The organism is Desulfosarcina variabilis str. Montpellier (assembly GCF_048565275.1).
Classification (GTDB): domain Bacteria; phylum Desulfobacterota; class Desulfobacteria; order Desulfobacterales; family Desulfosarcinaceae; genus Desulfosarcina; species Desulfosarcina variabilis.
Window position 1 is genome coordinate 2460842 of the sequence record NZ_CP159846.1, and the last position, 12864, is coordinate 2473705.

Genomic DNA, 12864 nt, shown 5'->3' on the forward strand with positions numbered 1-12864 from the left:
GATAACCACAATGCCGTGAATGGGCTTCAACCGGGTATCACCATGTCATCAAAGAAAAAGCAGGTCTAACGGCTGATTGCTGAAAGCCGACCTTGGGTTTCTTAAACCTCCCTTTTCAGACTCAAAAACAGCGGGCAAATCCGTGCATTCAGAAAAAATAGAAGAGAAATTCCAATTACTCCATTTCCAAATAAAGAGGCAAGGCCGGCGTGACAGACTGACTGTCGGTGGACAGATTGAGATTGATATCGGTTATAAAATCTACATTTTCAATGTCAGCGTTGATAGTGACGGTTGCGGGCTGATCAAGGGAAAGATACGATCCACAGGCCTCGCCGTCCTCACAGATATACCGGTCGCCATCAGGATTGGTGCCGGCGTAGATCGCATAGGTATCGCCATAAGCAAGTCCGGTAAACGTGTAGGTGTAGACGCCGTTTTCTCCGGCATTGTCAACCTGCGCGACGGTTTCATAGGTTTGTGTGTCCAGCAGCAAAATATAGTGATATCCGCCATCCGAGGCCGCCTCATCCGATCCCACCTGCATGGTCACCGCAACCTGGGCCTGATTGGCGCTGGAGGTGAACGTCAGTGTCCCCGTATAAGTACCATCGGCCAAACCGTCTCGATCGACCGTTATGCCATAAGAGCCCAGGCCGTTGGCATCCGTATCCATGGGGACCACGTCAAGCCAGTCGACATCGGCCGTGTATGCGCTGATGGTCAGGGTTGCATCGGCATTGCCGCTGTTCTCCAGGGTCACCTCGGCGCTGGACAGGGTGCTGGCAAGGCTTATCGTGCTTGGACTGACGGACAGGATTGCCGGAATTCCACCATTCTCACCACCTTGCTGGGCGATGCAAACGGCTTTGTAAGCATCAATGAGGCCCCAGCCAAACTTCTCATCCCAGTCCGCGTCACCCAGATCGCGGGTCAGGTATTCGGACTGCAACAACGCATCGAACGTGTCCGGGGTGAGGCCGGGATAAAGGGCTTTCATCAGCGCCACGACCCCGGCCACGTGGGGGGCGGCCATACTGGTGCCCATGGAGAAGGCATAGCTCATTTCGATGCTGTCGCTGCTGTCATCGCCGATCGTGCTGAGAATGCCGTCCACGTATCCGTCGCCGTTGGTGTCCGAGGAAGCCCCCCCGGGGGCGGCCACATCGACGCTTTCACCATAACTGGAATAGGATGCCAGATCCTCGTCGATGGTGGCGGCACTGACCGATATGACCCCGTCATAGGCCGCCGGATACATTGCGTCCGTGGTTGCATTGTTACCTGCCGCGGCAACCACAATCACTCCCTGTTCCCGGACTTCCTGATAAACCGCCGCCTCACTCTGAGAATACGTGCTGCCGCCCAGGCTGAGGTTGATCACATCCACCGGTGCATCTCGCTGAACGCCTGAGTAATCGGTTGACAGGCCGGCGGCGTAACGGACCGCCTGGATGATGTCATAACTGGTTCCACCGCCATAGCCAAGCACCCGCAGGGGCAGAATCCGGGTGTTCCAGGCCACGCCGGCCACGCCGGTGGCGTTGTTTGATGCCGCGGCAATGGTTCCGGCCACATGGGTGCCATGAAAGGAACTGCCGTCCACATCGTCCTGGTCGCCGGGATCATCCGGGTTGTCATCGACACCGTCGCCGTCCAGGGAAATGTCGGTGTCGGAAATAAAATCGTAGCCGTCCAACAGTTGACCGGACAGGTCAGGATGATCAACCAATACGCCGGTGTCGACCACGGCCACAACAACATCGTTGCTGCCCGTGGTGATGTCCCAGGCATCGGGCAGGTTGATGAGCGGATAGTGCCATTGGTAGGTGTAATAGGTATCGTCGGGTACGCTGAAGGCCTGCCGAATATAATTGGGTTCGGCAAATTTTACGCCGGACTGCTTGGCCAGTGCCCGTACCATCCACAAGGTCTCCATTTTGGCCTGGGTGGCGCTATCCATGGTTCCCGGTGCCGTGCTGCGGGCCAACGCTTCACTGATACCCAGATTGCTGAACAGCGTCGCTTTGTCTATTGTATCGGCACGCCGCAACAACCGTTGACGTCCGGATGCCTGGACCGGAGCGCTCAATCCCATGCTCGAGACGCTGCCCCCTTCGCCGGCCAGCCGGGCGATCGTATCTGCTGTCGCTTGATCATCAAAGTAGACCAGCACTTCTCCCGGTACGAATGCATCGCTCAGCGTTAAGGGCGCTTTGGCGGCGGCTAAGCTGGTTTGGCCGATACTCAGGGCGTAACCGCTGGCGGTGCGTGTAAAATAATCTGCCACAGCTTCGACGCGAACATAGTAGGTGCCGTCAGAAGGCGCAGTCAGTGAGTCGATGGTATCCCCGGTGGTCAGCGATGCATCCACCTGGGTTTGATCCGCATCATAAAGGTAGAGGTTCAAGTCGGCCCAGCTCGGATTTTCCGTCATGGCAAGGGTGATGGTCGCTCCTTCGGTGAGGGTGACCAGAAAATAATCGTCGGGATCACCCGCCGTTTTGCTGTTGCCGTCTTTTCCAGCGCCAGCCACGTTGACATAGCCGCTGATCGTGATCGGTGCCGTGACCGACTGGGCATCGTCGAACGAGTCGTTGGCCACCGGAGTGGTATTGGTGTCATTGACATCGCTGTCGACCACTGCATAGGTCGCCGAGGTCACCGTTCCGCTGATGGAGTAGGTCTGCGACGTTGGAACCTCGACACTGATATCGTGTGAACTCGAACTGCTGAGTCCCTCATCGTCCGTGACGGTCAGTTGGGCGGTATATGTGCCGGCATCGGCATAGGTGTGAGTGATCGTTGCCGTATCGCCGGTCTCACCGTCTCCAAAGTCCCATGCATAGGTGGTGATGGTACCGTCGTCGGTGGAAGGGGAGCCATCAAAGGTGACGGACAGGGGCGCGCTTCCCTGATCCGTGGAAGCTGTGAATTGGGCGTCAGGCGCTTTGCTATCCGCTTCTGTCTCCGTCGTATCCCCGCCGTCGCTATTTCCACAACCCTTGAGAAATACAAATGAAATGATGAGAAAAATGCAGAGAAAGATTTTTTTCTGGTTTTGAAGCCTTGATTGATTTTTTCCGTCCATCTTTATCTCCATCGAGAGTAAGTCGTTGGGCGAAAAAAATCTACATACAATTTATGGTACTTTCAATTCAGGATCGTGTTGTTCATAAAAATACCATTATTTCTTCACCATTTCTCCACATTTTGATTGGGTAGCGCTACCCGAACGAGTATCTGAGTTGTTCGATATGTGCACTGATCTGGGCCACCAAGTCATTTTGAAGTGTTGGTATATACCCCAACGCTTTCAATTGCTCTGCAGCTTCATTTGAGTCAATTGCGCCATACCCAAATCCAGCCACAACGGCAAGAAGGTCGGCTTCGTGGAGCGCTTGCATGACGGGGGAGGGTGAAGATTCCACCTTGACCCGGTGGTGTTGGATCAAGGCTGCAAAGGCTTTGGAATAACCCCATTTTCTCAAAATCCGCATGCCGATCTGACCATGATAATCGGTGAGCATGGATTGCAGTGCCTCAGGCTCGATATCCATGCCGGATTTCTTGGGCATCTGTAAGTTGCTGGCCGCCTGAATCAAAATCAGTTTTCCGATGTCATGGAGCAATCCCAACGCAAAAAGATCTTCTTCGACATCAATCTTTTTGTGACCGGCAATCCGTGTTGCCGCATGGGCACAGGCCAGACTGTGCCACCACAGGTCTTCCACAAGCTGTTTATAGTCCGGGTGATTGGTGACAAAATACCCGCGGCAACAAATGGCCATGACCACTTCCACGCTACGATCGATCCCTAAGCGCCGGACCGCTTGGCCTGTGGAGAGATTTTTTTCAAAGCCGCCGTAAGCCACGGAATTTGACGTGCGTATCAATTGGGTCGAAATGGAAAGATCATGCTTGAGAAGCTTGACGACTTCATCAATATCCGCGTTCAAGTCCACGAGTTGTCGGATTCGGATGGCGATTTTGGGTGCAGGCGGCAACTCTAAATCACCCCGATCGATACGCTTGATGATGCTATTGGACAGTTCTTTGGCGGTGATCCGCTTCAATAGACTGTTATCCGGTGGTTGCGGGACGCCGGTTAAATTGAGTTGGCTCAATTTCTCAAGGACTTGGTCGGGGTCGACCGGTTTGCCGATGATGCCATTGCTCCCACTGAAGACACAATCCGTCAGCAATTGTTGGCTGTGCGAGGCGGAGATGACAATCAGGCACGCCAATTTTTCAGGGGCCACCCGATGCTTTTCTTCAATCTGTCGAAGTTCCACAATAATCGAATCATCTTGTATGCCGGGCGTATCGATATCCACAACGACAAGGTCAAAAAAATGCTTGTCAGCCAGCGATCCTTCAAACCGCTCGAGCGCAGATGCTCGGTCCGAGGCCTTTTCCCGGTCCTTGAAATCTTTCAAGGCCGTTTCCAGGGCTGTGCACACGGCTGGATCATTTTCAATGATTAAGGCGCGCAATGGACAATTCTCTCAATGTGTTTGTATGGACTTTAACAAATTTGCCATCAACAAATCAAACACTAAGCTTGTATCCCACCCCGTAAATGGTTTGAATAACGTCCTTGCCAGGCAACAATTCGGAGATTTTTTTGCGTAGATTTTTAATATGGCTGTCGATGGTACGGTCGTACCCTTCAAACCGGTAGCCTTGAACCCGGTCCAACAGCTCACCGCGAGAAAAAACACGCTCGGGAGAGGCGATCATTACATTGAGCAGACCGAATTCGCTGGGCGTCAGGATCAAGGGGCTGCCCTCGATGGTGACCTGGCGGGTATTTTCGTCCAGAACAATGGGACCGAGAGTCAGACGCTGCGGCACGTCACTGGGTCTTGCCCTGCGGAGCACCGCTTTGACCCGTGCCACCACTTCTCGTGGACTGAAGGGTTTGCAGATGTAATCATCAGCACCGATTTCCAGGCCAATCAGGCGGTCGATTTCTTCGACCTTGGCCGTCACCATGATAATGGGGAGGTTAGAGACTTTGCGGATTTCCCTGCAAATGCTGATTCCATCGAGGCCAGGCAGCATCAGATCGAGCAGCATGAGGGCCGGACTGATGCGTTTAACTTCCTCTATGACTTCGTCTCCACGACCCACCAAAGACACCTTGAACCCTTCTTTCGTTAGGTAGTCATTGAGAATGTCGGCAATTTTTTTCTCATCTTCTACTACCAGGATATGCTCTGCGGTCATCTTATTTCCTCATAATCCAATGGTCGGGCGCGCGATTAGGCGTGTCCCTTGTCCATGGGCAATCGGATGCCAATGGATAGCCCGCCGAGCGGGCTGGATTGGGCCCATATCCGGCCACCGTGTTTTTCAATAATCTGCTTGCAGATGGAAAGGCCCAGTCCGCTGCCGCCGGTTTCCCGATTTCGGGAGGGATCGACCCGGTAGAGCCGGTCGAACAAGCGAGGTCGCGTTTCGGGGGGGACCCCGGGGCCGGAATCTTGAAAATAAAGGACCACGAAACGCTCTTGGGGTGCTCCCGTAATTTCGAGACGGCCGGGGGACTGGACATATTTTAACGCATTATCCATTACATTGGTAAATACCTGTGCCAGGCGGTCGGCATCACCTTTGATGGTTGTGCCGGTAATTGCACCCGTTCGAAGGATCGGTTGTATCCCCGATTGGGCAAAGCTGGCCTGATATCCCTGGACGATTTTTTCCAGAAGGTCGGCAAGCGAAATCCGGTTACTGTTCAGGTGAATCGTGTCGGAATCCGCAACGGAAAGCAGATGTAAATCTTCAACCAATCGGCTGATCCTGAGAATCTCCGCGTGCAGGGACGCCAGATTCTCAGGCGTTGGCTCGCGAACCCCGTCCTGGATGGCTTCAATTTCGCCACGCAAAACGGAAAGGGGGGTGCGCAGTTCGTGGGAGATGTCGGTCAACCACTGGCGCCGCAGCTTCTCGGATTCTTCCAGGGTGCTGGCCATGGTATTGAAATGGTCGGCGAGCTGGCTGAGCTCATCACCGGTCGTGGGGGTGATGCGCACACTGAAATCACGCGATGCCAATCTGTGCGTTCCCAGAATCAGGTGTCGAATAGGTTTTAACAGGTGGCGCGAGAAGAGAAACGAAATCAAGGCGGTCAGGGCTATCACCACACCGCCCAGAAGATAGAACTGCCGGGCCTGTCGCTGAAACAGTTCGGCCGGCGGGCCTGATTTGAAAGGGGCATGCCGCTTCAGTCCCAGCCAGCCGACAATTTGTCCGTCAACATGGATGGGGACCAACTGGTCTTGTTCGCCGGGACCCGGCATGCCGACCAACGGCTGCCGGTTCGCGTCCATCAACACGACACGCGGAGGGCCGCCGGGTGGGCCCTGTTGATTCCTGGGCGGCGGCGGATCATGGCGATCAATGGACAGCATGTCACGCATGATGTGCTCCCAGCGCATTCTGTCCTGCTTGATATCCATCCAATTGTGGTGAACCCGATAGGCGGCCTGAAGGGCTGGTATAAGACGCTGGAGCCTTTCCATTTCCATCTGGTGAATATAATTCTCAAAATTGCGTGCAAAAAGATACCGTGAGAAAAACATGGCACCGACAACGATGGCCAGGATGAGAAAAAATGCACCAAAGAGTTTGATGGACAATTTTATTCGCATGACGCGATAACAACCTCCGTTGCCGCATTGAATCGGGGGAGGATGGCGCCGGTGACGGATTGAACGCGGGTCGACAGGCCAAGGTTGATGTCGGTGGAAAAATCAAGGTCGGTCATATCTGATTCCACGTTAATGATTACGGGTTGATCAAGGGACCGGAACGCCCCGCAGGCTTCTCCCACACTACAAATTTCCCCGTCGTAGTCGGGATCCGTACCGGCATAGATGACGAACCGGTCTCCATAGGAGAGCCCTGAAAAGGTATAAGGATAGATTCCGTCTTCCCCGTCGCTGCCGACTTCCCAAATGGTTGCAAGGGTGTCCGGGTTCAGCAGGCGGATATAATGATAGCCGCCGTCCAATGCATCGGCAACAGTTGTTCCCACCTGCATGGATACCATTACATAAGCCTGGTTGCCATCAGATGTAAAGGTTACTTTGCCTGAATAGGTCCCATCGGCAAGGCCCTGACGATTCACCTGCACACTGTAGGTTCCCAGTCCACTGGCATCCACATCCTCCGCTGTTAGGCTGAGCCACGCGGCGTCCGTGGAAAAATCGGTAATGGTCAAGGACTCGTCCGGATTGCCGCTGTTTTGGACGGTCACATCGTGGCGGGTAAGGGTGGTTTCGAAATTCAATGTGGACGGACTGACGGATAGTACGGCTGGAATCGTGCCCGTTACGCCACCTTGCTGGGCAACCCGTACCGCCTGATACGCATCGATCAGGCCCCAACCGAACTGGTCGTCTCGGCCGGTGTCTCCCAGGTCCTGGGTCAGGAAGCCACCTTCCAATAGTGCATCGAATTCATCCGGCGTCAGTGCCGGATAAAGGGCTTTCATCAGCGCCACTACACCGGAAACATGAGACGCCGCCATGCTGGTACCCATGGCGAAAACATAATTCATGCTGATTTCGCTACCACTGTCATCACCCAGTGTGCTCAGGATACCATCCGCATATCCATCCGCGTTGACGTCCGTGGCAGACCCGCCCGGAGCAGCCACATCGATGGTGTTACCATAGCAGGAATAGGATGCCCGTTCTTTGTCAATGGTCACGGCGTTTACCGATATCACGCTATCGTATGCTGCCGGGTAGAATTTTTTATCGGTCCCGTCGTTGCCGGCTGCAGCGATGATGATCACCCCCTGATCCCGGGCCTGTTCAAAGACGATTTCCTCAAGGCCCGAGGGGCTTTCACCACCCAGGCTCAAATTGATGATGTCGACCGGCTGATCCAGCCGGATACCGGCATAAGCCGTCGAAAGGCCCGACGCATACTTGACGGCCTGGATCACATCATAGCTGGATCCGCCACCATGTCCCAACACCCGCAACGGCATGATGCGGGTCTGCCAGGAGACACCTGCCACGCCTAAACCGTTGTTGGTGGCAGCGGCAATGGTGCCGGCCACATGGGTGCCATGAAAAGAACTTGTGCCATCCACGTTATCCTCGTCTCCGGGATCATCCGGATCGGCATCGACCTTGTCGCCATCCAGCGCAACGTCCACGGAAGAAATAAAATCGTAGCCGGCAAGCAGTTGACCGGTCAGATCCGGATGATCGAAAAGCACGCCGGTATCCACCACCGCCACCACTACATCACTGCTGCCTGTGGTGATGTCCCAGGCATCGGGCAGATTGATCAGCGGATAATGCCACTGGTAGCTGTAGAAGGTATCGTCTGGGTCCATCAGGGGCATGCGGATATAATTCGGTTCGGCCAAGGTCACACCCGGCTGTTTTTCAAGGGCCCGGACCATCCACAGGGTTTCCATTTTGGCTCGCGTAGCCGCATCCATGGTTCCTGGGGCAATGCTGCGATCAAAGGCGGCCTTGATGCCCAGGTGTTTAAAAATGATGTCCCGATCTGCATCCGCATCCAGCCGCAGGCGCCGCTCACGGCCTTGATCGCCTGACAGTGCACGCAACCCCAGGGCCGATACTCCGGCCAAGCCGCCGGTCAGCCCGGAAATGGATGCATCGGCGACCGGGTCTTCAAGCCGCACCAGCACTTCTCCGGGGATGAAATCAGCGCTGGTGCGCAGGGTTTTACCGGCAGGTGTGCTTGCCGAGCGGGTTTGACCCACACTGAGTGTATAGACGGTAGCGGTCTGGAGGGTCGTATCCGCTGCGGCCTCCACGCGAACATAATAAGTGCCGTCACTTGGCGCGGTCAATGTGTCCCTGGCATCCCCGGTGGTCAAAGACGCGTCGATCTGGGTTTGGCTCTCGTCGTACAAATAAAGATTCAAATCCGCCAGGTTAGGATCCGCGGTCATCACCAATGTGATGGCGGTTGCCTGGGTGAGATCGATCCGGTAGTAATCGTCTGGGTCACCATCCATTTTTGAATGCCCTGCTTCTCCTGCGCCGGCTACGTTAACATAACCACTGACCGTTACCGGTACCGGAAGGGCCTGCGCCGTATCGAATGTGTCGTTGGATACCGGTGTGGTATTGACGTCGTTCACATCGCTGTCTGTTGTCGCATAGGGGGCGGCGGTAACAATGCCGCTGATGCGATAATTTGATGTTTCAACAACGATACGCCGGGTGGCGGTATCCGTCAGATTGTCATTGTCGGTGACCGTCAAAAGGGCCGTGTATTCACCAACACCCGTGTAGGTATGGCTGGTGCCGGCACCGCTTCCCGTGTTGCCGTCGCCGAACTGCCAGGCGTACTGGACAATCCGGCCATTGATGTCGCTTGATCCCGATGCATCGAATGTTACCGACAAAGGGGCCGTGCCTTCAGATATGGAGACGGAGAACGCCGCGATGGGGGACGATCCCCCGTCGGGTGCATCACTGCCCCCCCCGCCGCATCCAACCATTCCCAGGATAAGCCAGAGACAAACAAATCGAATCAATCGCATAGGTTTATGAAAGACCATTTTTCTTATGATTTCAATTGCTATTCAAAATGATTACAAAAATACACAATTCCTTCACATTTTCTCCACGATTGGACGCTACAATCCAATGCACAACGGTCTTTGGGCTGTTATCGACAGTTCGCGCATAAAAAATAAGACCTGCGGAAGGGCGTGGAAGGCTTGACGGACTCCAATTATTCTCGAAGTTAAAGGGGCGTTTTGAAATTACACATGCTTTCGACAATCTCTCCCGATTTTCTCCATATTTTGTTGGTAGACAGCAGCCGCAGGTAACAATCATACAACCCCTTTAACAAAGGATGAAACAAATGCAACACAATGGTATCGGAAAAAGGCTGGCCATGGCAGCCATGGTCGTCGGACTGAGTGTCTCGCCGGTGATGGGCGGGACCGCAGACAGTGATGCGGTTTCAGGCGCATCGTCTTTTATTGAACAATTTGATGCCAACGGCGACGGCCTGGTGTCGGTGAGCGAGTTTCCCGGTGACGAGACCATGTTTACCAGCCTGGATGTGGATGGGTCCGAGTATATCGATGAATCGGAAGCCCCCCAAGGCGGACCGCCCCCCCATGGCAGGCCAGATCCCGAAGCTATGATCGAAGAATTTGACAGTGATGGCGACGGACGCTTGTCATCGGCCGAGTTTCCCGGGCCGGCAGACCATTTCGATCGCTTGGATACCGATGTGGACGAGCTGCTCAGTGCCGACGAACTGCAGGCCGACCGGCCCGGCCCCGGACCGGCGGGTAAGGACGGATTCGCCAATGATGATGCGGATCAGGACGGCTATGTGACCCGGGCTGAATTCAGTGGTCCGGAAGAACTGTTTGACCAGTTGGATGCCGACGGCGACGGATCGATCAGTAAAGCGGAAGCCAAAGCCGTTCCTCCGCCAGACGGGCCTTTTGCCGATTCGGGAACGGATCAATAGTCACTCGAAGAGAGAACACCCTTAAGTTCAAGAACCAATAACGAGGCAGCGGTCGGGGGTTAAGGTTCCCACCGCCCGCTGCCCCGACTATACGGCGGGGATTCAATCGCAAGGCATCTTGCACCCCTGACCTTGCGGTTGAATCCCCTGCCGATCGAATGGAGCTTCAATGCTGCCGCCCACAGATGACCTGACCGGGTCGATCCCCATGCCCGCTAAAAACCCTGTGTTTCAACGATTTTGTCCACAACTGCTCGTCTTTGTATCGATTTGTTTATTGATCGGCGGGTTGTTGGGATGTTCGACCCCGCAGGTCGCCGGTGGCTGGAAGCAGGTTGAGATTGTCACCAATGGGATGGACAGCGAATGGCCGACCAATCCCCAGTTCGTGGACGATGACCTTAACATGGCGGCTTATGTGCTCAATGACCATCAATCCCTGGCCCTGTGCATCAAGACAGCTGTGAAACAACCGTTTTTAATGGATGGCCTGACGGTCTGGATCGATGCCACGGGGGGCAAAGAAAAAATCTTGGGGATTCATGTGCCCGGTGGATCGCCCAGGGGACCCGGTCACCGTCCCCCATCGGCAGCGGGTGCGCAGCCACCTGCTGAAAAGACCCCCCAGACCAATGGAAAAAAGCCGCCCATGGCGCCCATCGAGCCAATCAAGCACGTGGCCGTTACCTACGGTGACGCCACCGGGCCGTTGACCATGACCATGGAGGAAATCCGGCGCACCGGCATAGATATCGGTGTGGGACAGGCCAAGGGGCGGTCCCTGGTGTATGAATTCAGCATTGCCTTCAAGGCTGCCCCCTCACTGGCGGATCTTGCACCGGGGGGGATGGTTGGGATCGGTATCATGAGCGGCGGGGCTGACGGCGAGGATCGAAAACCCCAGCGCACCGATGGTGACGCGGGGCAGGGGGGGCCTCCTGGCGGGGGTGGTGGGCCGGGACCCGGCGGTTCCATGGGGCGGCCGGGCGGGATGATGGGCGGCCCACAAATGGAAAGCGGCCATGGTGGGCCCTCCCCGGGTGAAAAGAAGGACCAACGCGGTGTGTGGCTGCAGGTACGATTGGCTGATCAGGCAAATGGTTAAGGGGTTTTTGAAAATGGTGATGCCATATCCACAAGACATTCAAAGCTGCGGCCATCGTGCATGGCATTGGTGGCGGGTTGTCATCGTGGCCGTGCTGCTGGGGTTGACCGGTTGCGCTGCGGTGGGCCCGGATTATGTGCCGCCGACTACGGCCTTGCCGGAGCAATGGCACAGTGTTTCTGCAAATGCAACCGGCTCCCCGGACCTGACTGTAGAAGAATGGTGGCAGTGCCTTAAAGACAACGATACGGTAGAGGCGAGCCAGCCCCTGGCCTACCTGGATGATGCCAAATACAAGGCGGCCGTTATGAAATCAAGGGCCGAGGTGGCCTCGGCCAAGGCCAACTATCAGGAAGCCCTGGCCACCCGTCATGCCAATCAAAAAACCCTGGCGCGCTACCGGAAAACCCGTGAACTGACCGGCGGCAAACTGCCCTCCCTTGAGGATCTGGAACAGGCCGAGGCAGACCTGGAGCGCGCCATTGCCGCGGTGCAGGCTGCGGTCGCGGCCATTGATATAGCCAGTGCGGCACTCAAGGAAAATGAAACCGAGCTCAAAAAGACGGTCATTTACGCCCCCATCAGCGGGGTCGTACTCAGCCGGGATATGGAACCGGGACAGACCATGGCGGCCTCCCTGGAGGCGCCGGTGCTGTACACCCTGGCCGAGGATTTGCGCCATATGGAACTGCAGGTGGATGTGGACGAGGCCGATGTGGGCGCGGTCAAGGACGGACAACAGGCCACATTTTCCGTGGACGCCTATCCGAACCGGATCTTTTCGGCCACCATCACCCAGGTGCGATTCGGGGCCGAAGAGACCGACGGGGTGGTGACCTATAAAACCGTCTTGAAGGTTGAAAACCCGGACCTGTTGTTGCGGCCGGGGATGACCGCCACGGCCAATATCATTGTCCAGCGTGACGAAAAGCAGTTGCTGGTGCCCAACACGGCCCTGCGGTTCACCCCGCCCCAGCCGCCTGCCATCCAAGCCGACAAGAAAAGTCTGCTGGGCCGTTTGATGCCGGGGCCGCCGCCGCATAACGCACCGAAAAAAAACAGCGGCCAGGCAGGTGCGCCGAATCCACCCGGAGGTGCTGAAAAACCGGCCACGGTGTGGGTGTTGAAAGCCAACCGACCGGTACCGGTGCCGGTGACGCCCATCAGCACGGACGGCATCCTGACCGCCGTGAGGTCGCCTGAACTAGACGCGGGCATGCCGCTGGTCATCAGTGTGCTGACGCCAAAAGGATGAGACC

At 55.8% G+C, this 12864-nt stretch carries 8 protein-coding genes; 3 read left to right on the forward strand and 5 right to left on the reverse strand.

Translation table 11 applies throughout. The features are described 5' to 3' along the window. Positions 1–175: 175 nt before the first annotated feature. From Dvar_RS11130 to Dvar_RS11150, 5 genes are all read right to left on the reverse strand, one after another. Entirely contained in the window at positions 176–3091 is a 2916-nt protein-coding gene (locus Dvar_RS11130) for a S8 family serine peptidase (RefSeq protein ID WP_419661767.1), read from the reverse strand. Positions 3092–3227: 136 nt separating this feature from the next. After that, positions 3228–4496 carry an HDOD domain-containing protein gene (locus Dvar_RS11135; protein ID WP_419661769.1) on the reverse strand — a complete coding sequence of 423 codons (1269 nt, stop codon included), beginning with the start codon at positions 4494–4496 and terminating at the stop codon, positions 3228–3230. 55 nt (positions 4497–4551) lie between these two features. Beyond that, a complete protein-coding gene (locus Dvar_RS11140; RefSeq protein WP_419661770.1) occupies positions 4552–5232 on the reverse strand; it encodes a response regulator in 681 nt (226 codons plus the stop codon). 35 nt (positions 5233–5267) lie between these two features. After that, the gene (locus tag Dvar_RS11145) at positions 5268–6659 is read right to left on the reverse strand and encodes an ATP-binding protein (RefSeq protein WP_419661771.1); all 1392 of its coding nucleotides are present in this window, start codon (positions 6657–6659) and stop codon (positions 5268–5270) included. Then, positions 6650–9505, reverse strand: a complete 2856-nt coding sequence (locus Dvar_RS11150; RefSeq protein WP_419661772.1) for a S8 family serine peptidase — start codon at positions 9503–9505, stop codon at positions 6650–6652. The genes Dvar_RS11145 and Dvar_RS11150 overlap by 10 nt, the downstream gene beginning before the upstream one ends. Before the next feature lie 371 nt (positions 9506–9876). Between Dvar_RS11150 and Dvar_RS11155 the strand changes: the two genes are divergently transcribed. The 3 genes from Dvar_RS11155 (at position 9877) to Dvar_RS11165 (ending at position 12860) form a co-directional block, all read left to right on the forward strand. Then, the gene (locus tag Dvar_RS11155; RefSeq protein ID WP_419661773.1) at positions 9877–10500 is read left to right on the forward strand and encodes an EF-hand domain-containing protein; all 624 of its coding nucleotides are present in this window, start codon (positions 9877–9879) and stop codon (positions 10498–10500) included. Between the two features lie 169 nt (positions 10501–10669). Continuing rightward, positions 10670–11605 carry a hypothetical protein gene (locus Dvar_RS11160; protein ID WP_419661774.1) on the forward strand — a complete coding sequence of 312 codons (936 nt, stop codon included), beginning with the start codon at positions 10670–10672 and terminating at the stop codon, positions 11603–11605. A gap of 19 nt (positions 11606–11624) precedes the next feature. Then, positions 11625–12860: an efflux RND transporter periplasmic adaptor subunit gene (locus Dvar_RS11165; RefSeq protein WP_419661775.1), complete on the forward strand. Its 1236-nt coding sequence runs from the start codon at positions 11625–11627 to the stop codon at positions 12858–12860. Positions 12861–12864: the final 4 nt, after the last annotated feature.

Bases quoted from the DNA above. Each gene is read 5' to 3' on its own strand.
- Dvar_RS11130 (WP_419661767.1), bottom strand. From the start codon at position 3,091: ATGGACGGAAAAAATCAATCAAGGCTTCAAAACCAGAAAAAAATCTTT.
- Dvar_RS11140 (WP_419661770.1), bottom strand. From the start codon at position 5,232: ATGACCGCAGAGCATATCCTGGTAGTAGAAGATGAGAAAAAAATTGCC.
- Dvar_RS11145 (WP_419661771.1), bottom strand. From the start codon at position 6,659: ATGCGAATAAAATTGTCCATCAAACTCTTTGGTGCATTTTTTCTCATC.
- Dvar_RS11150 (WP_419661772.1), bottom strand. From the start codon at position 9,505: ATGGTTGGATGCGGCGGGGGGGGCAGTGATGCACCCGACGGGGGATCG.
- Dvar_RS11155 (WP_419661773.1), top strand. From the start codon at position 9,877: ATGCAACACAATGGTATCGGAAAAAGGCTGGCCATGGCAGCCATGGTC.
- Dvar_RS11160 (WP_419661774.1), top strand. From the start codon at position 10,670: ATGCTGCCGCCCACAGATGACCTGACCGGGTCGATCCCCATGCCCGCT.
- Dvar_RS11165 (WP_419661775.1), top strand. From the start codon at position 11,625: ATGCCATATCCACAAGACATTCAAAGCTGCGGCCATCGTGCATGGCAT.